The sequence below is a fragment of the Methanobrevibacter sp. genome (assembly GCF_045130115.1).
Classification (GTDB): domain Archaea; phylum Methanobacteriota; class Methanobacteria; order Methanobacteriales; family Methanobacteriaceae; genus Methanocatella.
In genome coordinates this window covers 40,904-66,589 of the sequence record NZ_JBGUPC010000054.1, presented here as the reverse complement: position 1 = coordinate 66,589, position 25,686 = coordinate 40,904, and the positions used below count along the sequence as shown (strand labels likewise).

General features: G+C 35.2%; 26 protein-coding genes and 2 tRNA genes. 15 read left to right on the top strand and 13 right to left on the bottom strand.

The features are described from left to right. The first annotated feature begins 56 nt into the window (after positions 1-56). From ACJMML_RS09395 to ACJMML_RS09385, 3 genes are all read left to right on the top strand, one after another. Positions 57-524, top strand: coding sequence for a deoxycytidylate deaminase (locus ACJMML_RS09395; protein WP_405307066.1), 468 nt, complete (start codon positions 57-59; stop codon positions 522-524). Between the two features lie 34 nt (positions 525-558). After that, positions 559-1,947: an MFS transporter gene (locus ACJMML_RS09390; protein ID WP_405307065.1), complete on the top strand. Its 1,389-nt coding sequence runs from the start codon at positions 559-561 to the stop codon at positions 1,945-1,947. Positions 1,948-2,036: 89 nt separating this feature from the next. Next, positions 2,037-2,630 (top strand): hypothetical protein, encoded by a 594-nt coding sequence (locus tag ACJMML_RS09385; protein ID WP_405307064.1) that lies wholly within the window; start codon positions 2,037-2,039, stop codon positions 2,628-2,630. Between the two features lie 68 nt (positions 2,631-2,698). Here ACJMML_RS09385 and ACJMML_RS09380 read toward each other — a convergent pair whose 3' ends face one another. Beyond that, positions 2,699-3,805: a radical SAM/SPASM domain-containing protein gene (locus tag ACJMML_RS09380; protein ID WP_405307063.1), complete on the bottom strand. Its 1,107-nt coding sequence runs from the start codon at positions 3,803-3,805 to the stop codon at positions 2,699-2,701. Next, positions 3,802-4,431 carry a TetR/AcrR family transcriptional regulator gene (locus ACJMML_RS09375; protein WP_405307062.1) on the bottom strand — a complete coding sequence of 210 codons (630 nt, stop codon included), beginning with the start codon at positions 4,429-4,431 and terminating at the stop codon, positions 3,802-3,804. The genes ACJMML_RS09380 and ACJMML_RS09375 overlap by 4 nt, the downstream gene beginning before the upstream one ends. Before the next feature lie 233 nt (positions 4,432-4,664). Between ACJMML_RS09375 and ACJMML_RS09370 the strand changes: the two genes are divergently transcribed. The 3 genes from ACJMML_RS09370 to ACJMML_RS09360 all read left to right on the top strand — a co-directional run bounded on the left by ACJMML_RS09370 (position 4,665) and on the right by ACJMML_RS09360 (position 6,725). Beyond that, positions 4,665-5,093, top strand: a complete 429-nt coding sequence (locus tag ACJMML_RS09370) for a hypothetical protein (protein WP_405307061.1) — start codon at positions 4,665-4,667, stop codon at positions 5,091-5,093. A 92-nt stretch (positions 5,094-5,185) separates the two neighbouring features. Further along, on the top strand, positions 5,186-5,671 hold the full coding sequence (locus ACJMML_RS09365; RefSeq protein ID WP_405307060.1) for a hypothetical protein: 486 nt from the start codon (positions 5,186-5,188) through the stop codon (positions 5,669-5,671). A 94-nt stretch (positions 5,672-5,765) separates the two neighbouring features. After that, the gene (locus ACJMML_RS09360; RefSeq protein ID WP_405307059.1) at positions 5,766-6,725 is read left to right on the top strand and encodes a PLP-dependent cysteine synthase family protein; all 960 of its coding nucleotides are present in this window, start codon (positions 5,766-5,768) and stop codon (positions 6,723-6,725) included. Positions 6,726-6,764: 39 nt separating this feature from the next. Here the strand turns inward: ACJMML_RS09360 and ACJMML_RS09355 are convergent, their stop codons facing one another. After that, a complete protein-coding gene (locus tag ACJMML_RS09355) occupies positions 6,765-8,216 on the bottom strand; it encodes a dihydrolipoyl dehydrogenase family protein (RefSeq protein WP_405307058.1) in 1,452 nt (483 codons plus the stop codon). A gap of 77 nt (positions 8,217-8,293) precedes the next feature. Here ACJMML_RS09355 and ACJMML_RS09350 point away from each other — a divergent pair, with 77 nt between their 5' ends. Beyond that, a complete protein-coding gene (locus ACJMML_RS09350; protein ID WP_405307057.1) occupies positions 8,294-9,106 on the top strand; it encodes a hypothetical protein in 813 nt (270 codons plus the stop codon). Here ACJMML_RS09350 and ACJMML_RS09345 read toward each other — a convergent pair. After that, positions 9,098-9,274, bottom strand: a complete 177-nt coding sequence (locus ACJMML_RS09345; protein WP_405307056.1) for a hypothetical protein — start codon at positions 9,272-9,274, stop codon at positions 9,098-9,100. The genes ACJMML_RS09350 and ACJMML_RS09345 overlap by 9 nt on opposite strands. 547 nt (positions 9,275-9,821) lie before the next feature. Here ACJMML_RS09345 and ACJMML_RS09340 point away from each other — a divergent pair. From ACJMML_RS09340 to ACJMML_RS09330, 3 genes are read left to right on the top strand one after another with little or no spacing between them, the layout of a single operon-like run. Then, positions 9,822-10,271, top strand: a complete 450-nt coding sequence (locus ACJMML_RS09340; RefSeq protein WP_405307055.1) for a MarR family winged helix-turn-helix transcriptional regulator — start codon at positions 9,822-9,824, stop codon at positions 10,269-10,271. A gap of 1 nt (position 10,272) precedes the next feature. Beyond that, positions 10,273-11,670: an MFS transporter gene (locus ACJMML_RS09335; protein ID WP_405307054.1), complete on the top strand. Its 1,398-nt coding sequence runs from the start codon at positions 10,273-10,275 to the stop codon at positions 11,668-11,670. Positions 11,671-11,697: 27 nt separating this feature from the next. Then, a complete protein-coding gene (locus ACJMML_RS09330) occupies positions 11,698-13,086 on the top strand; it encodes an MFS transporter (RefSeq protein ID WP_405307053.1) in 1,389 nt (462 codons plus the stop codon). 29 nt (positions 13,087-13,115) lie between these two features. On the opposite strand, the gene ACJMML_RS09325 is transcribed toward ACJMML_RS09330, so the two are convergent. The 3 genes from ACJMML_RS09325 to ACJMML_RS09315 form a co-directional block, all read right to left on the bottom strand. Then, positions 13,116-13,877 (bottom strand): tRNA(His) guanylyltransferase Thg1 family protein, encoded by a 762-nt coding sequence (locus tag ACJMML_RS09325; RefSeq protein WP_405307052.1) that lies wholly within the window; start codon positions 13,875-13,877, stop codon positions 13,116-13,118. Positions 13,878-14,034: 157 nt separating this feature from the next. Next, a tRNA-Gly gene (locus ACJMML_RS09320) sits at positions 14,035-14,106 on the bottom strand. A 372-nt stretch (positions 14,107-14,478) separates the two neighbouring features. Then, a tRNA-Ala gene (locus tag ACJMML_RS09315) sits at positions 14,479-14,551 on the bottom strand. 500 nt (positions 14,552-15,051) lie between these two features. Here ACJMML_RS09315 and ACJMML_RS09310 point away from each other — a divergent pair. Both ACJMML_RS09310 and ACJMML_RS09305 read left to right on the top strand, forming a co-directional pair. Next, positions 15,052-15,735 carry a hypothetical protein gene (locus tag ACJMML_RS09310; protein WP_405307050.1) on the top strand — a complete coding sequence of 228 codons (684 nt, stop codon included), beginning with the start codon at positions 15,052-15,054 and terminating at the stop codon, positions 15,733-15,735. A gap of 9 nt (positions 15,736-15,744) precedes the next feature. After that, complete coding sequence (locus ACJMML_RS09305) at positions 15,745-17,037, top strand: TIGR02710 family CRISPR-associated CARF protein (protein WP_405307049.1); 1,293 nt, start codon at positions 15,745-15,747, stop codon at positions 17,035-17,037. A 33-nt stretch (positions 17,038-17,070) separates the two neighbouring features. Here the strand turns inward: ACJMML_RS09305 and ACJMML_RS09300 are convergent, their stop codons facing one another. Both ACJMML_RS09300 and ACJMML_RS09295 read right to left on the bottom strand, forming a co-directional pair. Further along, positions 17,071-19,683, bottom strand: a complete 2,613-nt coding sequence (locus ACJMML_RS09300) for a transglutaminase domain-containing protein (RefSeq protein ID WP_405307048.1) — start codon at positions 19,681-19,683, stop codon at positions 17,071-17,073. A gap of 540 nt (positions 19,684-20,223) precedes the next feature. Next, positions 20,224-20,655 (bottom strand): hypothetical protein, encoded by a 432-nt coding sequence (locus ACJMML_RS09295; protein WP_405307047.1) that lies wholly within the window; start codon positions 20,653-20,655, stop codon positions 20,224-20,226. Between the two features lie 120 nt (positions 20,656-20,775). Here ACJMML_RS09295 and ACJMML_RS09290 point away from each other — a divergent pair, with 120 nt between their 5' ends. From ACJMML_RS09290 to ACJMML_RS09280, 3 genes are all read left to right on the top strand, one after another. Further along, entirely contained in the window at positions 20,776-21,342 is a 567-nt protein-coding gene (locus ACJMML_RS09290; protein ID WP_405307046.1) for a hypothetical protein, read from the top strand. Between the two features lie 183 nt (positions 21,343-21,525). Next, complete coding sequence (locus ACJMML_RS09285; RefSeq protein WP_405307045.1) at positions 21,526-22,125, top strand: hypothetical protein; 600 nt, start codon at positions 21,526-21,528, stop codon at positions 22,123-22,125. A gap of 117 nt (positions 22,126-22,242) precedes the next feature. Continuing rightward, positions 22,243-22,938: a vWA domain-containing protein gene (locus ACJMML_RS09280; protein ID WP_405307044.1), complete on the top strand. Its 696-nt coding sequence runs from the start codon at positions 22,243-22,245 to the stop codon at positions 22,936-22,938. Here the strand turns inward: ACJMML_RS09280 and ung are convergent. Genes ung through ACJMML_RS09260 form a run of 4 tightly spaced genes read right to left on the bottom strand, consistent with a single transcriptional unit; the run spans position 22,930 to position 25,683 of the window. Then, on the bottom strand, positions 22,930-23,592 hold the full coding sequence (ung, locus tag ACJMML_RS09275; RefSeq protein WP_405307043.1) for a uracil-DNA glycosylase: 663 nt from the start codon (positions 23,590-23,592) through the stop codon (positions 22,930-22,932). The genes ACJMML_RS09280 and ung overlap by 9 nt on opposite strands. A gap of 12 nt (positions 23,593-23,604) precedes the next feature. After that, positions 23,605-24,078, bottom strand: coding sequence for a pyridoxamine 5'-phosphate oxidase family protein (locus ACJMML_RS09270; RefSeq protein WP_405307042.1), 474 nt, complete (start codon positions 24,076-24,078; stop codon positions 23,605-23,607). A 34-nt stretch (positions 24,079-24,112) separates the two neighbouring features. Next, on the bottom strand, positions 24,113-24,538 hold the full coding sequence (locus ACJMML_RS09265; RefSeq protein ID WP_405307041.1) for a hypothetical protein: 426 nt from the start codon (positions 24,536-24,538) through the stop codon (positions 24,113-24,115). Positions 24,539-24,540: 2 nt separating this feature from the next. Then, complete coding sequence (locus ACJMML_RS09260) at positions 24,541-25,683, bottom strand: toxic anion resistance protein (RefSeq protein WP_405307040.1); 1,143 nt, start codon at positions 25,681-25,683, stop codon at positions 24,541-24,543. Positions 25,684-25,686 lie beyond the last annotated feature (3 nt).

Here is a 25,686-nt window from a genome sequence, read left to right as displayed (position 1 = left end):
AAAAACTCATTAAAAATAGAATAATAATCATTATCATTCAGATTGGAGATGACGATATGACAGATGAAAAATCAATGAATGAAAACAATGCAAATAGAATGAGCAAAAACGAGTATTATCTTGCAATTGCGCTTGCCGTATCAAAAAGAAGCACATGCTTGAAAAGACGATACGGGGCAGTTATAGTGAACAATGATGAAATAGTCAGCACAGGATATAATGGAAATCCAAGAGGAGAGGAAAACTGCTGCGATAGAGGAGATTGCCAAAGAATGAATCTTCCATCAAATTCAGGAAACTATAATGACTGCTTTTCAGTCCATGCCGAACAGAATGCCATGATTAGTGCGAGCAGAAATGAAATGCTCAGCTCAACAATATATCTTGCCGGAGAAAAGTACGATGATGGAGAATGGGTGGAAATAGAAGATGCAGAACCTTGTCCAATATGCTTTAGAATGATAAAGAACTCCGGAATAGACCAAATCGTTAGCAAGAAAGGAATTTTAAAACTAAGAAATTAAATTTAAGATTATTTTTTAAAAATAAAGAAGCCCTATGCAATCAAAAACTCTAGACGCAAAAACACGAAATCTGATACTCGCACTATTCCTGATAGGGGTCTTCATGGGTTCCCTGGATACGGGCATAATCGGGCCTGTTCTACCTTCAATTGAGCAAAGCTTTAACCTCACAAGCAGGGAATCCAGTTGGATATTTACGCTATTTGTAATTGCATTCATGATCGGGTCACCGGTAATGGCCAAGTTTTCAGACTTTTATGGCAGAAAAAAGATTTTCATTCTTGATGTTGTGTTATTTGGAATAGGATCATGTCTAATCGCATTTTCTTTTAATATTGAATCCATATTTTTGGGAAGAATCGTTCAGGGTTTCGGCTGTGGAGGCATATTTCCAGTAGCTGGAGCATTTGTAGGCGATGCATTTCCATTGAATGAAAGGGGAAAGGCATTGGGCATTCTTGGAAGCGTATTCGGTATTTCCGCCATTGGAGGCCCATTGGTCGGGGCGGCTCTGATTCCATTCGGATGGAACTGGTGCTTTACAATAAACATACCGATCAGCATATTTCTGATAGCATTCGCTTTCTACATCCTTCCTGATGCTGAAAATGAAAGAAATCTCAAAATTGACTATTTGGGAATAGTGATGTTGAGTCTGCTTGCCATATTCTTATCCTACGGACTGAATCAGATCGATTCAAGCAACTTCATCAACAGTTTGATTTCAGTGAATGTCGCTCCTTTCCTAGTAATATTCATTGTTTTGATTCCTATTTTTTTAAGGGTGGAAAAAAAGGCACAGGAATCAATTGTACCTATACATATGCTGAAAAACCGGGAAATTAGAATTGCATGCATTGAAACATTATGCTACGGAATAATCTACTCATCAGCAATATTCATTCCATCATTGGTGATTCTTTCAATGGGTCTGAATGACCAGCTTGCAAGTCTTATGCTGATACCAATTTTAGGTGCAAATGCAGTTGCGGCACCGATTCTAGGGAAATTCCTTGATTCTACAGGTTCACGAAAGCTCATGATGATTGGAACATTAATACTGACAATAGGATTAATTGCCATTGCAATCTATCCGAATAATCTGATATTTTTCATTATTGCAGGATGCATGATTGGCGTTGGTATGGTAACAATTATCGGCGCTCCTTTAAGATATATTGTCTTAAGCGAGGCCAAACCTCAGGAAAGGGGAGCTGGACAGGCAATTGTAAATATGCTTTCAAGCGCAGGACAGCTGATAGGAGGAGCGCTTATAGGCGGAGTGATTGCATCATTTTCAGGAATATTGGGTTATAAAGTCAGCCTGATTTTAGCGGCAATTGTTGGATTCATTGCCTTCTTGTTCACTTTTAAGTTAAAAAGCCGTGACGAGCAATTTGAAACCATGAAAGCAAATCAATAGTTATTCAGAATTTGAATACCCTCCCAAGATATGCCAAAAAGTGCATGATATGTAACATATTTATTACATAAAAAACTAAAATAATATTCATGTCTGTTAGAAATTTTATTTTAGGAGTTATTAATTGTTCTAAGGTATCCGATGTAAATGATATATTATCCCAGTATGCAACCGAAGCCAAAGACACCCCATCCTATATTTATTTTTCAAAACAACCGATTGATACAAACAATATATCCAATGACGTCATTTTCTTTAAGATAACAGCTGAAAATGACACATTATTAAATAAACAAGTGGAAAATTTGATTAATGATTTGAACAATCTCAAAACAGATTATGTTTTGAGGGATGAAAAAACAGGAGAATTTCTTGTAACCGTAAAATACGGAGGCCAGGTTGCCATTAAATTCGACAATGTTAAATTTTTGAAAAAAGACACATATAAAAAAATCGATGGATTGAAATACACAAATACCAAGTATGGATATTGCAAAGGCTTCAAACCTAATTTCAGACCTCTTGAAGGAAAATCAGCCAAAAATCTGGAAATTCTACCTGAAATCATTTACATTACCTCTGATTCCGAGGAAAACTTATTAAAATTAAGCGATTATGTTTCCAAAAAGGTCAAGGAAATAGATCCAAATCTTGAAACAGAATTCAAATGGTTTTTCAGATAATTGCTGTGCGATTATACTAATTTCAAGCATCAATAAATGATGCTTGAGTTAATTGATTGAAACTATATTTAAATCTTTACATTTTTATTTAATATTTTTTCAACTTCATCCCTATGTTCAAAAAGTACACAACCGCCCTCATGGTCATCCATAAGGATGCCTCCATCCCTAAGAGATTTAAACAGGTTGGAATCAAGTGCTTCAATAAGCGAAGTATCACATAAATTGGTATCCGAATACGGTGAAGCTGGACAAGGCTCTGCACCTCCATGAGAGTTGATATGGAAAAAACCTCTTCCTGCTGCCAGACAGCCATCGGAAAGTTTTTCATCGCCCGGAAATGACATGAAAAGCATATCTCTATAATCATTGCGAAGGCGATCGATTTCTCCAAACAGCAATTCCCTTTCACTGTCACCTGGAGCCAGTTCAATCGTTTCATGATTCATAGGAACATATTCAATGAAAAAGACTACCTTGCAGCCCAAATCATGCAGTTTATTGATGAAATCATTTGAAATCAGCGATGATATGTTTTCTTTTGTGAATGTAAGTGAAGCTCCAAAGATGATATTTTTGCTTTTCATCACTTTCATGGATTCGACCAATTGGCCGTAGACTCCCTCTCCCCTTCTTGAATCAGTCACCTCTTCGCCACCTTCAATGGACAGGATTGGAACCAGGTTCCTGTTATCATCAAATAGTTTCAGATAATCGTCATCAAGCAACGTTCCGTTAGTGAATATTGGAAAGAGTATTTCAGGATATTTACTGGCATTTATTATTACATCTTCCCTTATCAGGGGCTCTCCTCCAGCCAATACTATGAAACTTATTCCTATTTCCTTTGCTTGCATGAATATGTCTTCCCATTGTTCGCCCGAAAGCTGATTTTTAGGCTCATCGTCGCTGCATGCATCATTTGCCCTCGAGTAACATCCTGTGCAATGCAGATTGCAACTGCTTGTGATGCTTGCAATTAGAAATGCAGGAATATTTTTGCCATTCTGCTCATATTTCTGCCTTATCTTTGTTGCCTTTCTTGCATGTTTTGAAAATTTGAGCAGATAAATGCTTTCCTTAGGATTTTTAAGAGTGGCGCGCATCGCATCTTTCAGTATGGCTTCAACACCCTCTGACAAGTATTCCTGAATATCAAAATTTGAAGCGGTCATTTTTTCACCTTTACACAGTCAAGCAGGAAATTTGCATGTTCTTCCGTTTGTCTGAAGAAATCATCAAGCAAATCCTGAGGAATATCATCATATTTCGAACAAATTTCCAAAAGAAGATAGATGGGAAAGCTGTAATACTCCTTTGCAAGGAGTTTAGAATCAATATCCTGCCTTATGACTCCATTTTCCTTAAGTATTGTGAAGAATTCGTTCCAGAAAATAATGGGCTTCATCAATATCTCATCATGGAAAAACATCCTGATATTGTCATCGTAATGCATCTGTATGAATATCAGCTTCCAAATCTTCAGGTTTCTTTGCCTGCTAAACATTTCCCTTATGGCTTCTGATCCCTTATGATAGAACAGTTCCGGATTTTCAAGCAGCATCTCATTTTTTGCTGATAAATCCAATTCCTCATTGTTTAGCAGTTCATCATGTTCCATGAGGTCTGTCAAATACTTAAATATGTCCATCAAGATGGCCTCTTTTGAAGAGTAATGACTATATATTGAGCTTTTCTTAATTCCCACTTCCTCAGCAATTTCCCTAAGCGAAACGGAATCATATCCCTTTTTAGAAAATAAATCTAATGATACATCAAATATCCTTTCCTTTGTGTTCATTTTCCTACCTACCGTTCGTTAGGTATATTATTAGTTCTCATAATATATAAAATTTAGGAATTTATGAATAAAAAAAAGATAAGAGAAAAATATTACCTATTGAAAATTAAACAAAACATCTAAAAATATAATAAAAATTAAATTGATTTTAGTAAATCTTTTAAAAAGTAAATAGTAAATAATATATATTTAATTTAATAAATAAACTAATATCTAACACTGGAGGATAACAAATGAAAAAATATATAACCCTACTATTAATATTGGCGGTTGCCTGTGCATTTTCCATATCGGCCATTGCAGCCACAGATTTTGAAAATCAGGATTTTGACGGTAAATTCAAAATGGACATTGTCCAAGGTGTTGATCTTGAAAAAAGTAATGAAAACGGCGTCATAACTTATTTTGATATAGACAAAAGTTTTTTTGTAATATATACAGAAGACAATTCACTCAATCCTAATTTGGATGATAAAGAATTTGACGTATTTCAATCAAATTCCGGATTTGATGCTGACGGAAAAGACGGAGACATACGTGTCTACAAAAAAGGTGACCTCTACAGTGCCCTGGTTGTTGATGATGGAATCCTTGTCGTTGTAGGATATAACGATCGGGACGATGCAATAGACATGGCAAAATCAATTGTATTTACAAAATAAATACAATTTTCTTTTTTCTTTTTTTGACAACTCCCCAAATTTAAATATTTCTGTTTTTAAAAATTAGATTAACCGTGTTGGGGGAAATATTGATGAATATCAGAAAGGCAACGCATAACGACTTGGCCAAAATCATGGAAATATACAGGACCGCTCAGGATTTCATGATTAAAACCGGAAATCCTAATCAATGGGGACACAGATACCCTCCAAAAGATCTCATTGAAAGCGACATTGACAATGGAGTTTGCCATTTGATATGTGAAGGCGAAAATCTCCATGGAGTATTTGCCCTTTTTGAAGGTGTAGAGCCAACATATGAACACATCGAAAATGGCGAATGGCTAAACGATGATGAATATGTGACCGTTCACAGAATTGCAAGCGACGGAAAGGTCCACGGCATATTCAAGTGTGCCATAACATACTGCAAAAGCAACTACACAAACATCAGAATTGACACTCACGCAAGCAATGTAGTTATGCAGAAGCAAATAGAGAAAAACGGTTTTGAAAAGTGCGGCACAATATATGTGGCGGACGGTTCACCTAGAATGGCATACCAATGGACAAAGTGATGGACCCGAAGGAGCACAGAAATTTTTCAAAAAAATATATTACACTTAAAATACAGATATATAATAGTTTAATATTGAATTGGATTGGATAATTATGAATGTTGAAAAGCTAGTTGGAAACACACCAATGATTAAGATTGATTATGAATATGAAGGAAAAAAGGGCAGTATTTACACCAAACTCGAATACTACAATTATACTGGAAGCATAAAGGACAGAATTGCATTATATATTATCCAAAAAGAAAGAGAAAACGGCAATTTGGCTGATGGACAGCCAATTATTGAAGTTACAAGTGGAAATACCGGCATTGCATTTAGTGCAATCGGCGCACTTTTCGGCCATGAAGTCCACATATTCATGCCTGATTGGGTATCCCTTGAGCGAAGAAAACTCATTGAGATGTATGGAGCTCACGTTCACCTCGTATCAAAAGAGGAAGGCGGATTCAAAAGGGCTCTAGAGATGGTGGATGACTTTGCAGAAGAAATTGGTGCATACAAGCCACTCCAATTTGATAATGAATTAAACACTCAGGCACAATACTATACCACAGGTCAGGAAATAATCGAAGAGCTTCCGGACGTAAACGCTTTCGTTTCAGGAATTGGAACCGGAGGAACACTGATGGGAATCGGCCAAAGACTGAAAGACCACAATCCTGATGCCAAGCTATTTGCCCTCGAACCGTCAACATTATCAATACTTAAGATGGGAATGGAAGAGGGAAGCCATTTGATTGAAGGAATAGGTGATGACTTTATTCCAGGCATCGTAAATGAGGATTTAATTGACGATATCGTATTGATTGATGACTGCGATGCAATCAACATGTCAAAAAGAATTGCAAAAGAGTTCGGTTTGGGAATAGGCATTTCAAGCGGAGCGAATTTCCTTGCAAGTGTCATCATGGACAGTGATGATTTAAAAATCGCCACAGTCTTTCCGGATGACAACAAAAAATACATAACCACAAAACTGTCAGAAAAAATTGATGAAAATCCAAAGCTTCATTCAAATAAAGTGAAACTCATCGGCTTTGAAGTAATTTAACTTTTTTTAAAAAAATATAGGAAGGTTAGGGAAATTTCCCTAACTGAAATCATAATGGATATTGTGAAGCTTATACAAACATACAGAACTGCTTGAAGGGAATGCATAAATCATGTAGTCCAGCTCTTCAAGGGTGATCTTTTTATTGATTATGAATGCGAACATGTTTGCCACGTTTTCAGCATCGGCTGCATATATCTCTGCACCAACAATGTTCAAGTCCTTATCCACAATGACCTTTGCCTCAGCTGTCCTGTCATTTTTGAGCTCCAGAGAATATGAGTTACCGTATCTTATTGTGTGGATGTCATATTCATCACTTTCATCGGCAACATAAGCAGGAACTCCAACGGTTGCAATCCTTGGAATGGTATAGGCAACTGCAGGAACTACAGGATATGTTATTTCATCCGCTTGACCCAGCAATTCCTTTGCAAGGTATTTGGAGTGATGTATCGCAACTGTTACAAGCTTTGCAATTCCTGTATCAGCAACATCACCTGAAGCGTAGATGTTAGGCACTTCACTTTGAAGGTGTCCGTTGACCTTGATTCCCTTACTTGTGTATGTCAATCCTACATTTTCAAGACCTATGTCCTCCACATTGGCGGTTCTGCCCATTGCAGCTACGACATAGTCTCCTGTTAAGCTAAGTCCGCTTTCACACTTAACCGTAAAGCCGTCCTCATAGGCCACGTTGTCAATTTTGGCTTCAGGATCCCTCAGCTCATCATCTGAGTTTAAGGCATTATCGACGTTCAATACCTTTTCCAGAGGATTATCTATTTCTACATTGCTAATGACTTCGGTTACTGTTTGGTTAAAATGGAAATTAATGTTTTTTTCTTTAAGTCTTTCAATTACCTTTTGTACATATGGTTGGTGGAAGTATTTCAAAGCCATGTTTCCTCTGATGATTACATCAGCACTGAGCCCAGCTTCGGCAAGGATTGATGCAAACTCCATTCCAACAAATCCTGCCCCTATTATAATGGCATGTTCCGGAAGCTCATCGATATCCAAATAGTCAGTGCTGTCATGAAGGAATTCCTTTCCGGGAATGTCAGGAATCACCGGCTTTAGGCCTGTGCATATTACAATCTTGTCTGTGGTGAATGTTTCATCTGCGACCTGAACTGTGTGCTCATCCAGAATGACTCCTTTTCCGTGGGCGACATCAAGGTCATATTCCTTGAACTTGCCGTCTAAAAATGGTGCCATATTTGCAATGCGTTTTCTTTTCAGCTTCATCAAATCGGACCAGTTGACATTGAAATCGCCATCTTTTCCAACGCCTTCAAAATTTTCTGTCAATGCCTTGATTTCATAAGGCGCATCAAGCAATGCCTTTGAGTTGCAGCCACGATTTGCACAGGTTCCGCCATATAGGCTTTCCTCAACGATTAAAATTTTAAGGCCTGCTTTTCTTAAAAATCGGCCACCTTGCCAAGCGGCATTTCCACTTCCGATATATATTACATCATAATCCATTTTTCTAACCTCTTAGTTAATATATTGTCTTGGTCCAATATAAAAGTTAATTAATGATTTTTTAATAAAATGATAACATGAAAGAATATCTTTATATCGATTCATTTGATGATGACGGCCAGGCAAGGTTTAAGGTTTCAGACACTCCCAAAATAGATTACCTGATTAAGGAAAATGAATTTGAAAAGGCATTAATCGAAATTAACAAAACACTGAAAACAAATTACAGTTATGACAATTTAAACCTAAAAGGAATTATCCTTGAAAATCTTGGCGAGTTTGATGAGTCAGTCAAGTGTTTTGACAATGCATTGAGCCTTCACAAGTCCTCAGAAATTCAGCTGAACAAGGCAAATTGCCTATATAAATGGGCCAAAGTTACTTTTTTTCCTGAAGCCGATTATGAAAAGGCTTTACATTTAATTGATTGTGGAATATCCAATATTCCTGATGGTGAAGATCCATCTGAATTCTATTTTCTGAAGGCCGAGATTCTAGAAGCACTGAACGAACTAGTTGATGCTCACAAATGCTATTTAATAGCATATAAGGAATTCGACAAACTCAAAGAATTTGAATCCCAATGCGATTATTTGAACAATACCCAAGACACACTTATTAATGTTGTCGGCAGTGATTTTTATGGATTTACACCCCAAATAGGAGATGTTTTGACATTGGTTAAGGATGATGACAATGAACATGACCCTGATGCGGTTGCAGTTGTGAAAAACGGCAAAACCGTTGGTTATGTTGCAAATAATCCGTATACCTTGATTGATGAGGTCAAAAGCGCAAGCGATATAAGGAATCGAATTTCAGATAATCAAAAAATTGAGATATTGTTCATTTACCTTGGGGAATATGTAATCGCAAGATTGTTAGATTAAGAAATTTATATTCCCGTTTCGACTTATTTTTGATTTTCCATTGAACCTTCTGATGTTGATATCAGATTTTTGGGCTTTTTTCGTATCCAGTGGATTGTTAAGCTGATAATTTATGTCTTTCATGATGTAAAACGTAGCATATACGCTGCCGTTAATATGGTTTCTCATTGCCACACCCCTAGTTATTTGTAAAATTTGAATTTTAAGAGAACTTGATATATATCCATAATTGAATATTATTTTAAATTAACATGTCATGCATGCTAATGTGAAAACCAGTTAAGTAAATGAGTTAAATATTTTATGACTATAAAATAAATGACCATTCTATTGATATAAAGATACCTTCCAAATCATCAGAATTTTCCTTTTCCAAATTTTCAAAGAAGTCATTTCAATTTATGCTTTTGAAAATTTTTCATAGGCAATATTGTTAATATTATCTTTCAAATCAACTCTTAACATTTTTTCACAAATAATTCCTTATTTTTAATAATTGGTATTTTACTTATTGTATTTAAGCTTAATCAAATTGTAATGGCTTTGTTAAATTGTTGCAGGCTTGTAAAATTGCTTTCATTGAAACATAGTATATAAATCTATTGATTGTAAAAAACAATATGGTTCAGATGAAAAAATGACAGTTTCATTTTTAACTGTTTCAAATGAAACATTTATATTGTTTGAAAAACATAGAATACCATAGGTGAAAAATATGGATAATGAAATTTTCCAGGCAATAACTAAAAATTCTCCATTCATTGCATGGATACATAATATTTCCCTAAATCAACAGAAATACATAAAATCAAAATTTAAAGACTTAAATCTTGGTCATGATGTGAGATACATCATGTTCATATATGACAATCCAAATTGCTCCCAGGAAGATTTGGTCAATATGTTCAGCCAAAGTAAGGGCAATATTGCTAAATCATTGAAAAAATTAGAGGATTTGGGTTATATCATAAGAGAAACAGACCCCAACAATCGCAGAAAATACATGTTGAATACAACCGAAAAGGGTAATGATTTGGTTCCTAAATTCAGAAAGATTTCAAAGGAATGGGAAAAAGAGGTCGGAATAACCGATTCGGATGATGAATTAAGAGAAAGAATAAGAGAAATAGCAATCAATGGCATGAAGCTCGTTGAGGAGGAATAATATGGAAATGAAATTTAATATAGAAACCTCTGTTGTGATTGTAGCATTTCTCACATCATTTTTTGCAGTCTTTTTATCCGCAGGCATAGTTATAGGCGTGCCTTCCATTGCAGGGGAATTTGCAATGAACAACATTGTTCAGAATTGGATAATCACCATTGCATTGCTTGTTGTGGCAGTATTCACGCTTCCAGCAGGACAACTTTCAGGCAAATTCGGCGTTAAAAAGGCATTGATAGCGGGAGTTTTAGTTTTCGTGTTTGCTTCCATAGGAGCATGCTTGTCATTTTCCTCAGAATCCTTCCTGTTTTTTAGAGTAGTTCAAGGGATAGGTGGAGCATTTTCCAATGTTGCTGCTATGGCTATGGTTGTGCAGGCAATCAAACCTCAAAACAGAGGTAAAGCTTTGGGATTTACTGTAACAGGAGTTTATCTTGCAGGCTCATTGTCTCCCGTGATATGCGGATTCTTGGTTTATAACTTCGGCTGGAGGTCTATGTTTTACTTTACAATTCCATTTTTCGCAATCTGTCTCGCCCTTATGATTTGGAAAATTCCTGGGGATTGGAAAACATATGAAAACGACAGGATTGACACAATAGGTTATCTTATATATGGAATAGGCATTTTATTGTTCATTTATGGATTTACAAGTTTGATGAATTTCATAGGTCAGGTTTGCGTACTTATTGGATTTATTCTATTGGTTGTCTTTGGATATTATGAAACCAGAACAAGTAGCCCGGCATTCAACATGAAATTATTCAAGAATATGAAGTTCACTTCGTCCAACGTAGCTGCTTTATGCAGTTATCTTGCGATAGCGGCATTAACTACAATCTTAAATTACCATTTCCAATATGTCAGAGGATGGAACGCTCAAATGTCAGGACTCATTTTGATTGTCACTCCAATCATCATGGCGATTATGGCACCAAATTCAGGAAAATTATCCGATAGGATACATCCTCAAAAATTGGCAGCCATAGGAATGTCCATTGCAACTTGTGCACTTTTGATTTTAATATTCCTGGATGCAAATACTCCAATATATCTCATTGTCTTGGCGATGATTTTGCAGGGTATTGGCATGGGATTGTTCACAACTCCAAATACAAATGCAATAATGAGTTCTGTTCCTCAAAAGGAGACTCCAAATGCGTCAGCGGCACAATCTGCCATGAGAACCATAGGCCAAACAATGAGTTTGGGTTTGCTTACACTTGTTTTTGCATGGGTTATGGGCAGCTTGAAATTGTCTTCCCAGTATGCAAATATGATAGTTCAAAGTTCTCAGATAGTATGTATAATCTGCACAGTCATTTGTATAATTGCAGTATTTGCTTCCTTGGTGGGAATAAAGTCTAAAGATGAATTTAATACAGAAAAATCAGGTTAATAATTAATTAATGAAAGAGGGTTTATTATGAAATTAGATTTAGAAACAATAGTAATATTTGTATCATTTATTACATCGTTTTTTGCAGTGTTTTTATCAAATGGGATAATTATAGGTGTTCCAGCCATTGCAAAAGACTTTGCAATGAATAACGTAATCCAAAATTGGATTCCAACAATCTTTTTCCTTGTTGTGGCGGTGTTCACCGTTCCGGCAGGGCAAATTTCAGGAAAATTCGGAGTTAAGAAATCACTTCTTGCAGGTATTATTGTATATCTAATCGGATCAGTCGGTGCGGTTGTATCATTTTCAACCGAGAGCTTCTTAATATTCAGAATAGTTCAAGGCGCAGGGGTTGCATTCCTAAATGTATCCGCAATGGCTATGGTAGTGCAAGCGGTCAAACCCCAAAATCGTGGAAAGGCATTGGGATTTACCGTGACAGGAGTATATCTTGCAACATCCCTATCACCTGTAATATGTGGATTTTTAGTGCATAATCTCGGCTGGAGATCAATGTTTTACTTTGTAATTCCATTTCTGGTATTGTGCATAATCTTGATGATTCTGAAAATACCTCAAGAATGGAAAACATATGAAAAAGATAAAATCGATAAGGTCGGTTCAATCCTATATGCAATGGGAATTCTGGCATTCATTTACGGATTTACAACATTAATCACAACTACCGGAAAAATATTGACCCTTGCAGGAATCATCCTGCTGATAATATTCGGATGGTACGAGCTAAGGCAAAAATCCCCTGTATTCAATATGAACCTGTTCAAAAACAAGAAGTTCACATCATCAAATATTGCCGCACTATGCAGTTATCTGGCCATAATGGTTGTAACAACAATTCTGAACTACCATTTCCAGTATGTGAGGGGATGGGATGCCCAAATGTCCGGAATGATACTGATTATCACACCTATCATCATGGCAATAATGGCTCCTAACGCAGGTAAACTTTCAGACAGGATTCATCCGCAAAAGCTGGCAGCATTAGGAATAGGAATAGCTGCAATCGCATTGGCGATTCTGACATTCCTGACCGGGGAAACTCCATTGTATATTGTGGTTCTTGCAATGGTATTGCAGGGTATAGGAATGGGACTCTTCTCAAGCCCGAACATGAACGCCATCATGAGTTCAGTTCCGCCTAAGGATGCACCAACAGCATCCGCATCACAGGCGACAATGAGAACAATAGGCCAGACCATGAGTTTAGGGCTATTGACATTGGTATTTGCCTGGGTAATGGGCAGCCTAAAATTAGATCCTCAATATGCAGCTATGATTGTGCAGGCATCACAGATAATCTGTATAATCTGTACCGTTGCATGTGTCCTTGCGGTGTTTGCGTCACTTGTCGGAATCAAGTCATCAGACCAATTCAACACCGGCAGAAAATAGTTAAAAAATTGTTGAAAGATAGTTTATAACTATCTTTCATCAAGGAATTTTAATACATAATCCCTGTATTCAACTCCATATGGTATCTCCATGTCTACAAACAATTCTCTTCTTTTTACGATAACTTTTTCATTTTTGACTGGGTTGAAACCTTCTCTTTCAACATCTTTATAGTATATTCCGCAACCGTATTTTTGCCAGTTGGCTACAGCGTCAAAATCGATGCCCCTTTCGGCCAATAGCTCTTTTTTGAATTTTGGACCTTTACCGTTTAAGACTTTAGAAGCCTGAGATGCGGTTTTGCCTTCATCCCTTAAAGTCCAATAACAATATCCGTTTAGGGCATTTCTCTGGGAATCCTCTTGTCTCCATCTGAAATAGTCCCCAACTCTTTTTTTGTTAGGCAAAGGCACTACACGACTGTCAAAAGTGGCAATTTGACCGATTTTAAGTGAAAATGCAGCACTTGCTTCACCGGAAAGGGTGGAGTTGATTTTTCTTACCTTTCTTGAAAAGGTATTTTCACCAGGATGGAAGAGCAGTGAAATCTCGTCACTTTCAGTATATCCATACACGATTTTGAAACCGCTTTCCATTAAGGATTTAACGGTTCCGGTCATCAAATCCCTGAATCTTTCGTCAAAAGGGGCTTTAAATTTGCAGACCCTTTTAGTCAAGCGGGTGAATGAGCGCCCATCAAGACGAACGACAATATAATCCTCCTCAGGAACATATTGATCAAGGGATTCCTCATATTGTCTCATTTCCATGTCAAAATCATCAAATCTCATTTTTATCCTCCTACAATATATCAAAAAGCACTGGCTGGCAGTGCTTAGATATATTAACTCTATTATATTTTGGAAATTAATTATGGCAGAAAAGTATTAAAGTGTTAGATTTAAGGAGTGAACTCTAATTATTGCATGTCAACACTTTAATACTAAGTGCTCCAGTTGGGAGTCGAACCCAAATCGCAACCTTGGAAGGGTCGCATGTTACCAATTACACCACTAAAGCATGAGCCAGTGTAAAACTGGCCAGGGAATTTGAGGTTAAATTTTGGAATTGAATCCAAATTGCGACGGTGTGATTCGAACACACATTTACACGCAAGAGAGTCGTTTTACCAATTAAACTACGCCACCCATTACGGTAAAGGAGGAATTTGAATCCCCAAGCGTTAACGCACTTGAGTAGCAATCAAGCTCCCCACCACTTGGATACTTTACCCATTACATTTTAAAAAATGGGGCAAACTCAATGCCCCAAATTTTGGAGAATATATTATGAAAGACGTTTCTTAAGAAGTTACTCTTAAACGGCCCTCAAATTACTTAAACCATTAACTATCTTTAAAGATAGTGTCCATGATTATATACTACGGGCCAGTGAACCTGTTGGGACTCGAACCCAAGGCCTTCTCATTGCAAATGAGATATTCTACCAACTGAACTACAGGCTCATATTAGATTAAAGGAGATCCGGTTATCAGCTGGGACCCCACCCATTGGGCGAAGTGAGCACCAAACTATAACCAAATAATGTTAAAGTTGTAAAAAATCAAGCTCATTAAATTAAATAATCTAATGACAATAGCAAAAACAATATTTCCAAATGGTGAGGCAAAGGTTGAGATCAAAATCAATCAATAAGCCCAAAGTTGGACTTTTTCCAATACCTACTGCATTCCCACACAGAAATATCCTGTCTATATCCAGACTCTGTACAACTTGGGCATTCAATATTCATAATAATCATCTATCTTTTTAATTCTAATTAATAATCTGTTTCCGTTTATATATAAATCACATAAAGCGTTTGCTTTACACAAGAATTCCTGATTTACTTTAAGAAATTTAATATATAATATGTTTCGGCCATATATAAATCAATGAAAGTTTCTCATTTATATGATTAAATTAATTAACATTATTTTACAAAAGATATTATCAAGGTGTGAATATGCAAAAATCAACTAAAATAATTTTAATTGCAGTATTTTTAATGATTATTGGAGGAATAGTGTTTTTCGAAAGCACACAATATCCTGAAATAGAATATGCAACACTTGCCAATACAAGCATTGGAACGGTTGAAGTAGGAACAGCAGGAAATGAAAATGCAACAACCTGCATCGCCCTGATAACCGGGATTCATCCAAGGGAAACCCTGTCAATTGGACCGGAAATCCAAGCTGCAAGGGAATTTGGAAACGACAATGTCAAGATAATCAACTATAAGGTAACTGTGACTGAAAATCCTAATGACTACGAACAGGGAAGAGCAAACGGAGAAAGCCTTGTACATGATTATGTTAATCCAAATGTAACCTCTTCTGATGCCGATGCAGTCATAATCAGCCATTCCCATAACGCCGATTACGGTGAAGGGTTCTATCTCGCCACCCCTGAAATGGATAATTCATCAGTGAATATTGCTGAGAAGATCAGCGAAAAAAGTGATTTCAACTATTATCCTGTAACAGGTAATGAAACATACAAATCCACATCTGCGGTTCTGGTTTCAAAACCTATTGCACAGGCGGGTTATCCTACATTTGTTTATGAGATACCTGAAGATATTTGGGAAAGCACTGCAACCGGCAAGACAAAGGAATTATTCAGTTTAATTGTAGAAAATCTTTAAAGTGATATTATGAAAAGAAAAGAAGTTATTCTGTTCATGACAGTAGGAACCGGTACCAATTTAAATTCAAACGAAGAAAGCTCAAAAGATCTTGCCCAAAAATTATTTTATACAATAGATAAGATGCGTCCAAATCATGTTGTATTTTTTGCATCCGACAAATCAAAAGAAACCATTGGATATATTGAAGATTTATTTGTAAGGGATAATGATGAATTTATTGAAGGTGAAGATTATCAGATAGTTGAAATAACTGCAATTGATGATTTGAATACATGTTTTGAAACATATGAACAGAAGTTATGGGAATTTGATTACGCTGATAATGAAAAAGACTATCAGATAATAATGGACTATACCTCAGGAACCAAGACAATGTCTGCCGCAATGGCAAGCTGCGGAATGTTCTATTCAAAGGACCTTATTTCAATAGGAGGGGACAGATCAACAGGAGAGGTTTCAAGAGGAACCGAAATCATCAATTATCAAAACATCTACAAGATACATGACAAATTTGTCCTAACAAGAACCAGATACAATTTCGATGCAAACCGTTTCATGGCATGCATCGACATGATGAACTACATCGTTGATTTGAATATCCATAAGGAATCATTGCTTCACCTCTTCAAATCATATTATGCATGGGACAATATGGATTTTGAAGAAGCATACAACCATCTAAGAAAAGTAGATGCCAATCAAATGGAGCTGAACGATATAAAAAACGACATTAAATTCAATCTTAAAGCTCTTGGAAACATCATGAATTCAAAATCAGTCAACTTGAAAAACTGCTATATTCTTGCAAGCCTGATTAATAATTCAATGAGAAGGTCTGAAGAGTTCAAATATGATGATGCAATAGCAAGATTATACAGGTCACTGGAATTGATTGCACAAATTGAATTAACAAAATATAACCTGAAAAGCTCAGACATTAAAGTTTCAACACTTAAGGAAAACAACGTATCTGACGAATTCATAGCAGAATTAGAAAAAATAAGAGAAGACGGAAAAATAAGAATAGGACTTGAAAAAGATTTCCTACTTTTGAATGAACTGGGAAATGAATTGGGTAAGTATTATGTTGAAAACAACTCTAAAATTAAAAATTTAACTAAAAAGAGAAACAACTCCATTTTAGCGCATGGTCTTGATTCATTAACCGAAAAAGACTTTGATGAATTCTTAGATATTGTACTCAATTTATCATATACTTTGGATAAGGATATGAAAAAATTCTTAAAGCAAACCAAATTCGCAAAATTTGATAATACTGAAAACAGCAATATTTTTTAATTAATTGAAAAAAAAGAAAAAAAGAATAGTTAATTAGAAAGGAAGACTTGCATAAGTTCCTGATAAGGAAAATGAATGAGTATTCCAATTAACTATAGTTCCAAATGAATTTCTTGAACTTGTTGGGTCTACAACATACCAATAGTTATTAATGCATACTTGAGCCCATACGTGACCGTATGTACTTCCACTGGAGAATGTACATGTTCCGTGAACGTATCTGGCTGGAAGACCTGCAGTCCTTAACATTGCAACAAGTAAGTGAGCCTGGTCAACACAGTTTCCTGCACCATTGTTATAAGTACCTACTGCACCATAGTGTGTATCATAATAGAAACTGTATGATATTGAATCCCTTACAAAGTTGTAAATTGCTTTAGCCTTTGCTAAATCAGTAGCTGCATTCTTAATAAGTGAATTCACTTTTGTTTTGAGTTTGGAATTTCCAACTTGACAATTAGCGGTAGCTTTAAGATAAATAGTTAAGTCCTTAACAGTATTTTTCTGATTCAAACCTGTTCCACCTTGTGAACTAGAAGATCCAGAACCATAAGTGATTGTACAGTAATTTGGTAAATATTTATCATTATCAGCATAAAATACTAAAATCCTTGAGAATGCATCACCCAATTCATCATAGATTATTTTTCCAACAGCAGAGTTAGCAAAATTAGGTGCCTGTTTATTAGTATTAATATAGTTCACAATATTTTTTGCTACAGTCAGATAATCTTTCTTATACAATTCAACTGAATTAATAGTATCTCCACTAGGTGAGGCAGGTGCCTTGACTCCAGTTAAAATAGGAACATTACCTGTTTTTGAATTACCAAGCTCAGTAATAGCTTCACCCATTACATATAAAAATTCAGGCATTGTAAATTTGATTCCACCTGCAGTCACTGTAGCAGGCAAATTTTCATTGCTTGCATAATATGATTTAACTGTTCTTGCACCAGCAATAACATTTGCAATTGATATGGTGTCAATTTTTTTCACAGTTAAAGCAGTTGTACCAGAACTTGGAGCATTTAGATTGTTTCCACCATATTCATATGAAACTGAATATAATCCTGGTGTAAAACTAGCACTAATAGTTGCATAACCATCTGAGGACACTTTAGCATTGTAATATTTTGAATTTACATTCAATAGAACATTTCCACTGGTTACAGCTTTGTTATTCGCATCAAGCACTAAAATTTTACATGTTTGAGTACCTTGATAAAAAGTGGTTCCAGTTTTCCAGTTTACGGAAGTAGCTGCTCTTTCAACAACACTAATTGGAGTAGATCCAGATTTTGCATTAAGTTTAGAAGTTGCTGCAGTAGAGTATTTGATTGTATATTCACCAATGTCTAAATTAATTGGCAATGAAACAATACCCTTGCTGTTTGTGGTTTCAACGTATTTTTTACCATCAACATTAAGTGTGATTTTTTTATTGGCAATAGGAACGCTTCCAGATGTTAAAGCTAATTGGAATTGTGTTCCCGCATCCTTACCAAATGTTTTTGTACTCTTAACAGTGTAAGTAGGGTTTTTGGTAGGGATGATTACAACTTTATCCTTTGCACTGGATGCCTTGTAATAACCAAATTTGTTAAATTTATATTTTACATTGTATATTCCCACTTTAAGTGAAGGTAATTTGAATATTGCAACACCATTTTTATTGGTGTTTGCAGAGTATATTTTACCATCAATTTTGAATTTGATAACTTTACCTGATTTTGGAGCATAACCAAATTCGTTAAGCAATTTAACCTTTACCTTTTTGGTATCACTTTTAAGGAAAGTGTAGGTTTTAGTGGTCAATGAGGTTTTTGCTGATGTAACCACTTTAACTTTATTGGTTTTGGTTAAGCCGTCTTTATTATATGAAATAATCTTATAAGTTCCTTTAGGAAGATTAGTTAATGACAAACTAGCTTTCCCTTTACTGTTAGTTTTTACTTTATAGACTCTACCATTGATCTTAAATTTAATATTTTTATTAGCGAGAACTTTTCCCTTTTTGTTAAGAAAAGTTGCTGTGTATTTTTTACTATCAGTATAAACTTTACTCATGTCACTTGAAACGATTGTTGATAAAACCTTAATTTTCTTAGTTAAGGAATAACCTGATTCAGGATTAGTAGCAACAATCTTGTGTGTTCCAGGTTTGAGATTAGTGATATCTAAGGAAGCAACACCCTTACTATTGGTCTTTACAGTATAGCTTTTACCGTCTAATACAAATTTAATATCCTTATTGACTAACGGTGTGCCATCAATATTTAAAAATGTTGCGCTATATTTTGCAGTTCCCTTATAATATGTAGTAACATCTTTTGCAGTGACAGTATTTGATATATTACTCTCTAATTGGGCATTATCATCACTTGCCAAAGCGTTACTGTCTTCTATGTTAGTTGATAAAGTACTTGAATCTTCAGATTTTAAAACATCATTTGATGAATCATTATCAACAACAGATTCACTCGCCTGTAACTCTGATGAATCATCACTAGCAATGACTTCAACATCATCTTGTGAGCCAGAAGCATATGAATCCGTAACATTTACATCACTTGCATATATTGTACCCACTGATAATGCAACAGCAAGCACAAAAACGAAAGTGAGTAATATTTTTTTGTTCAAAATATTTTACCTCCATAACAAAATTTCTACGAGATTAATCTCGCTTATATAAATATAGTACAAATATCTTATATAAACCTTTTTATTCCCTAATTCTCATTAAATGAGTTCAATTTTAAAAAATAAAGTTAATACATTATGAAAATATTACATTAAAGCAATATTTACTTAAATTTAGCAATAAAAAGCTTAAAAGATATGAAATAATTTATTAAGCAGTTTAATTAAATATAATATAAAACATTCATTATAAAAAGGATATTATATAATAACAAGAATTCTAACTTAATTAATTTATAAATGACCCTATTTTGTACTATTAACCATCAAAATACCTTATATAACTATTTATTTTAAGAAATAAGCCTTGATAAACGTTTTTATATTTTTTGATAAAAATTTTCCAAATTGGTTTAAATATTATCCCCCAAATATTGCAAAAATATTACTGTTTAAATGAACACTAAAATAGGCATCATTTTCCCGTTGCTTGATTTTTTTAATATTGCCACAAGTACTAAAAAAAGAGTTGAAAAATAATTATTTTTCTATAGGCCCAATATTGTTTAATCTGTTGAATTCAAGCAGGTGGGCATAGGTTTTGTTTAGATGAGTATCATCGCCTATTATTGAAAAATCAATTATGTATTTGTTGCCCTGAGATTCAACAAGTTCAAAGGAGCCTACCTCATTAATTTTGTAGTCAGTATAATTAAATGTATTATTTTCGCCCTTAAATACAGTGTACTTATACTCAGTGTCATTGTGGGTATAATCATTCCAATCATACTCAGTATACTCTACAATAGACAAAAGTTCATCTGCATTCTTTAAAGTTCCATATAACACATAGGCATCCTCGCGAATCTTCTTAAAATCATCGGGTGCCGTAAAGTCATTATGATTAACTGCACTTACTGCACTGATCATCATCAGAAAAAATACCAAACACACAATTAATTTTTTAAACATTATTTCACCTGTACTGTTTAATATCTTTGTATCTTATATATAATAATTCATTTGACCTACTTTAAATGAAAAAATTTTGATGATAAAAAGCTATTTAAATTTTGAAAACAATTAGAAAATATGGAAAATTCAAAAAGGGAAATGAAAGAATCTATTGAAAAAATTTACCAAAGGCTGGATAAGGTCACACCAGTTGATTTTGATTGCGGAAAGCTATGTGGAGAGATATGCTGCGTGTTCGACAGCGAAGAATATCCCAATGAAGACCTTGCCCTATTCCTCATGCCTGGCGAGGAACTGATGTATGAGGAAAGCGATGAATTTGAACTCTACTACATTGATGCAAAGGAACTTGACTTTCCACATTCATGGAAAGGGGATGTATGTCTTGTCAAATGCAAAAATCCCCCTAAGTGCGATAGAAGCATCAGGCCAATACAATGCAGGACATTTCCTTTAGTGCCCCACATATCCAAGGACGGAAAATTTCATCTGGTATTGGACTCAACAGAATTTCCATATGAATGTCCAATCATAGAAAATCACATCCCCTTCAGACATGATTTTCTCAAAGAAACATTTGAGGTTTGGAAAACATTAATCAAAAATCCGCTTGTATACGATTTTGTTGACATGGACTCCAGAAGAAGAGAGAACAGAAAGATCGATTTTGAAATTGTCATATGATTGATTACCAATCAATTAAACCATGCCATTTTCCAACATCTTGAATTAAATTAATCCATCATTCAATTTAAATTAGCTGGAACAAAAACTATTTTTTAAAGCAAACATCCCTCCCCCATGACAATCATTAAATCATGACTTTTTTCAAATTATTTAACAATAAGTTACTTATAATATATTATCATGATTAAAAAAATCTCAATTTCTCTTTTGGTGCTGTTCATTCTGATTGGTGCAGTCAGTGCAATTGACTCATCCAATTGGACAACTGCCAATGTAGGATATGAAGAGTTCAAAATCCCTCCAAAATACGAGAACCCATATAAGAGCGATTTTCATATGTATGAATATGATGAGGACATTGACGTTTTTACTATCCGTTATGTCAATCCGGCCATAATGGAACTGTACGGGTACTTCATTGAACACAACCAAGCCAAAAAAGTCAAGGTTGAAGGACATGATGCCATTCATTTCACAACCTATGACAGACATGATGAGGCAAACAACTCAAAATTATGGTTTTCGGCAGGAGAGGAATTCTACTACATTGCCTGGAGAGGAAATGAAATGACCCCAACAATCAAAGAAGTGGTTAAATCAGCATCCAATTCCAACTTCACCCACAAGGAATTCTATGACATCCTTAATGATGAATATCAAAATTATCAGGTAGTAAATGCTATCGAATCACAAAGATATGACTACCCTAGAAGTGACAGCGGACACCATTCATTCGTTTCCATTGGAAGCAATGGAGTCAATTTTGGAGTTATGAGCTGACTCCATCTTATTTTTTTAATAGAAAGCTTTTGCTTTAAGTGATTTATATATACTCTCGATTAAATTTAATAATGAAGATGAGACTCTTCAAAAATTAATTATATCGAGGTGAAAAATATGGGATTTCTTGATAAAGATGGACTCTTTAGTGAAGAAAAAAATGTAACAAATGTGAAATCATTTGCTGGATTGGATGAAAATAACAAACCGAAAGCTCAAGAAAACGCAATGGATCTAATTTTCATTTTAGACAAGAGCGGTTCTATGTGGAACATTGTGGAAGATACAATCGGCGGATTCAATTCTTTCATTGAAAGAGAAAAAACAAAGGATATCAAAACATATGTCACATTAGTTCTTTTTGACGACGAATACAAAATTTTATACACAAGAAAACCTATTGAAGAAGTAAAAGAACTTACCGATGAGGAATACTTTGCAAGCGGATGTACCGCCCTTTTGGATGCAATTGGAACTACAATCGAATCTCTGGACAAAGAGATTTCTCAAAAGGTGATGTTTGTAATTACCACAGACGGCCTTGAAAATGCATCTACAAAATACACAAAAAGCGATGTTAAGAACTTGATTCAAAGCCACGATTGGGAATTCCTATTCATCGGTGCGGATATTGACTCATACGGAGAGGCTCAAAGTATCGGAATTGAAATCAACCGTTCTGCAAATTACGAAAAATCCAGTAGGGGACTAGGTTGCTTATTCGATTCCGTTTCAGAATTTAAACGTGGCTATTCCAAAAGTTCAGGGTCAAGATACAGATGTGCCGGAGAATGGAAAAGAGGCCTAGATTAAATTCCAATCTATTTCTTCTTTTTTATTTTCTTTTAAAAATTCATTGGCCAATTTAAAATGATTGCAACCCAAAAAACCACGCCTTGCCGAGAATGGTGACGGGTGTGAAGTAATCAATACCAAATGATTCGGGTTTGTAATCAACTCTTTTTTCTTTTCAGCCTGTTTTCCCCAAAGTAAAAATACAATAGGCTGTTTTTGACTGTTCAATATTTTAATTACATTATCAGTGAAGGTTTGCCATCCGCACTTGCTGTGGGAATTAGCATTGCCGTCTTCAACTGTCAACACGGTATTCAATAGAAAAACACCCTGTTTTGCCCATTTTTCAAGACAGCCTGAATCCGGAATTGGATAATCATACTCGGAATTTATCTCCTTGAAAATGTTTTTAAGTGATCTTGGAATCGGTCTGCCGTCTGGTGTTGAAAAGGCTAGGCCATGTGCCTGACCCTCTTCATGATATGGGTCCTGGCCCAGAATAACCACCTTGACATTGCTCAATGGAGTGAACTTAAAAGCGTTGAATATCTCTTCATACGGAGGATAGATTGTTTTTGTCCGGTACTCCTCATCAACAAAATCCTTAATCTTCAAAAAATAGTCCTTTTTAAATTCATCTTCCAAAACCAAATCCCAGTCATTTCCTATCATGATTCTATTCCTTTACTTTTCCCGAACGATTTTACCGCTCATATGCTCAATTGTTATCTCAAAAACTTCTGTTTTATCAAGAAGCCTTGAAATCTCTTTGACTGTATCTTCATGAGTTGGGAAAAACTTATCTCCCAAACATGTTAACTTCTCAATCTTTTCCGCTTCATCAGTCAAAAACCTGATTTTTCCAAAAACAATTACGCTTTTAAATGTATAAGACCATCCATCATCGTTTTTGACTCCCTTATCCATTACACAATATGAAACCTTATCATTTTTGCAAACCGCATCATTTTTATGGCCTTCCATTGCTCCATGGAAGTATATTTTGCCATCAACATATACATGAGACATTGGAAGTGCATAAGGATAATCATAATCTCCTATTAAAGCCAAAACCCCTCTGGGCTCGTTAGTCAATATATTTATACATTCCTCTTTTGAAAGCTCTTGCTTTTGTCTTCTCATCTTTCTAAACATCATTTAAATCCCATTTTAAAAAAATAGCCAGTAATGATTATAGAGCCATTACTGCAAATATTATAAAGATACAAATCAGACAAAGACAGCAGCATATACTTGAAGAGCCATTGTCTTTATTTTGATTATTAACAGAATGATTCAAATTAGTTTGCTTAATGGTGTACTTTTCATTATTATCGTACACGTCTGCAAGCTTGATTGCCACCCATACAGACCTGATTATACTAATCAGCATCAATATGAGTGCAAAGTCGATTATTAGTGTTGAGGGAACGCTTACCCCATAGATTGCAAATATTATAAAATAGAAAAACCATGGAAATTCATAGGTAATTCCTTCCAGAATCCAATTTCTATTGTTGTGCTTAAATCCTATATACAGGAACCCTAAACCATTTAAAAAAAAGATAAACGAAAGGATTACCCACCATGAGTTTTTAATCTTTTCTGTCAGATTCATATCTATTCTAAAATGTTATTGTTTCCTGTCTCTATTTTATCAACTACTTTTTGACCTTCATCTGCCATGTCGCTAAACATGTTAATGGTTTCTTTCATTTGAGGCAATGCCTGAACCTTATAATTGCTTACATCATCAATAGCTTGCAGTGCCTCTGCAAATGCAGCTTTCAATACATCCGGTGAAATCATGGCTTCTGCACTGTGCTTTTGAATTTCACTGCCTTGCTCCTTAAGCATGTGTGAAGTGGATTCAATGATGTTTTCAGTGGTCTGGTTTAAGATAGTAATCTTATCCATGACAATTTTTTGGTCATAAAGTGCGCTTGCAACCATTACACCTGTTCTCAGAGCTGATACGGTTACGGTCTTTGCACGGTTGACTCCACGAATTAATTCCTTATTGTTACGTCTGATTACATTTAGTGAAACAATTCCTTGCTGATTTACAACAATCATCTGTTGCATATCCATGATCCTTTGCCTTAATGGGAACAATATCTCTTCACGAACAAAATCTATTTTGCTTTGTTCAACACCTTCAATTTCAGCAGTTTGGATTTGTGCCTCGATAGATGCATCCATCTGTTTTCCAAGTTCAATATCTGCTAAAAGCTTGTTTGTAACTTCCCTTAAATAATTTTCTTCATTTAAAAGAGTGATATTATCATTTTGCAATACTTTGCTGCTTTTGTCAAGTGATTCAACAATGTCAGAAATGGCTCCTTCAGCTTTTTCATATTTTGCAAAGTATTTTCTTACAGGGTTCATAAGGTTTCCTATGACTCCTTTTTTTGCAAAATCAACTTTGCTTGGGTCCAAATCCTTCATCTGTTTGTTTAATTCGATTAACTGGTCACCAATATTGTCTGCATCTTTTCCGCCTTTTGTCAAATCAACAAATCTTGTTGCCAACATCTCATTGTGGGAAGCAGATCTTGACATTTCATTCAATCCAAAATTGTCGAGAGGTTTTAATATGCCTTCCCTTTCCTGAGGATTGTTCAAGTCTGCATCAAATATTGCCTGTGCATTGTTGCCTGCTTGAGCCTTGAGATTTGAATCTTCCAGTTTTTCCTTTTCGACATTTATTGACTTTTCAACATCTTCTTTAATACCATCTACATCAAGTGAGAATTCAGCCATTTG

Excerpts from the sequence above, each read along its gene's own strand:
- ACJMML_RS09350 (WP_405307057.1), top strand. The coding sequence starts at position 8,294 with ATGAAAGAATATCTTTATATCGATTCATTTGATGATGACGGCCAGGCA.
- ACJMML_RS09345 (WP_405307056.1), bottom strand. The coding sequence starts at position 9,274 with ATGAGAAACCATATTAACGGCAGCGTATATGCTACGTTTTACATCATG.
- ACJMML_RS09310 (WP_405307050.1), top strand. The coding sequence starts at position 15,052 with ATGCAAAAATCAACTAAAATAATTTTAATTGCAGTATTTTTAATGATT.
- ung (WP_405307043.1), bottom strand. The coding sequence starts at position 23,592 with ATGATAGGAAATGACTGGGATTTGGTTTTGGAAGATGAATTTAAAAAG.
- ACJMML_RS09360 (WP_405307059.1), top strand. The coding sequence starts at position 5,766 with ATGAATGTTGAAAAGCTAGTTGGAAACACACCAATGATTAAGATTGAT.
- ACJMML_RS09375 (WP_405307062.1), bottom strand. The coding sequence starts at position 4,431 with ATGAACACAAAGGAAAGGATATTTGATGTATCATTAGATTTATTTTCT.
- ACJMML_RS09330 (WP_405307053.1), top strand. The coding sequence starts at position 11,698 with ATGAAATTAGATTTAGAAACAATAGTAATATTTGTATCATTTATTACA.
- ACJMML_RS09370 (WP_405307061.1), top strand. The coding sequence starts at position 4,665 with ATGAAAAAATATATAACCCTACTATTAATATTGGCGGTTGCCTGTGCA.
- ACJMML_RS09280 (WP_405307044.1), top strand. The coding sequence starts at position 22,243 with ATGGGATTTCTTGATAAAGATGGACTCTTTAGTGAAGAAAAAAATGTA.
- ACJMML_RS09265 (WP_405307041.1), bottom strand. The coding sequence starts at position 24,538 with ATGAATCTGACAGAAAAGATTAAAAACTCATGGTGGGTAATCCTTTCG.
- ACJMML_RS09285 (WP_405307045.1), top strand. The coding sequence starts at position 21,526 with ATGATTAAAAAAATCTCAATTTCTCTTTTGGTGCTGTTCATTCTGATT.
- ACJMML_RS09390 (WP_405307065.1), top strand. The coding sequence starts at position 559 with ATGCAATCAAAAACTCTAGACGCAAAAACACGAAATCTGATACTCGCA.
- ACJMML_RS09270 (WP_405307042.1), bottom strand. The coding sequence starts at position 24,078 with ATGATGTTTAGAAAGATGAGAAGACAAAAGCAAGAGCTTTCAAAAGAG.
- ACJMML_RS09305 (WP_405307049.1), top strand. The coding sequence starts at position 15,745 with ATGAAAAGAAAAGAAGTTATTCTGTTCATGACAGTAGGAACCGGTACC.
- ACJMML_RS09385 (WP_405307064.1), top strand. The coding sequence starts at position 2,037 with ATGTCTGTTAGAAATTTTATTTTAGGAGTTATTAATTGTTCTAAGGTA.
- ACJMML_RS09365 (WP_405307060.1), top strand. The coding sequence starts at position 5,186 with ATGAATATCAGAAAGGCAACGCATAACGACTTGGCCAAAATCATGGAA.
- ACJMML_RS09295 (WP_405307047.1), bottom strand. The coding sequence starts at position 20,655 with ATGTTTAAAAAATTAATTGTGTGTTTGGTATTTTTTCTGATGATGATC.
- ACJMML_RS09395 (WP_405307066.1), top strand. The coding sequence starts at position 57 with ATGACAGATGAAAAATCAATGAATGAAAACAATGCAAATAGAATGAGC.
- ACJMML_RS09325 (WP_405307052.1), bottom strand. The coding sequence starts at position 13,877 with ATGAGATTTGATGATTTTGACATGGAAATGAGACAATATGAGGAATCC.
- ACJMML_RS09335 (WP_405307054.1), top strand. The coding sequence starts at position 10,273 with ATGGAAATGAAATTTAATATAGAAACCTCTGTTGTGATTGTAGCATTT.
- ACJMML_RS09260 (WP_405307040.1), bottom strand. The coding sequence starts at position 25,683 with ATGGCTGAATTCTCACTTGATGTAGATGGTATTAAAGAAGATGTTGAA.
- ACJMML_RS09380 (WP_405307063.1), bottom strand. The coding sequence starts at position 3,805 with ATGACCGCTTCAAATTTTGATATTCAGGAATACTTGTCAGAGGGTGTT.
- ACJMML_RS09290 (WP_405307046.1), top strand. The coding sequence starts at position 20,776 with ATGGAAAATTCAAAAAGGGAAATGAAAGAATCTATTGAAAAAATTTAC.
- ACJMML_RS09355 (WP_405307058.1), bottom strand. The coding sequence starts at position 8,216 with ATGGATTATGATGTAATATATATCGGAAGTGGAAATGCCGCTTGGCAA.
- ACJMML_RS09340 (WP_405307055.1), top strand. The coding sequence starts at position 9,822 with ATGGATAATGAAATTTTCCAGGCAATAACTAAAAATTCTCCATTCATT.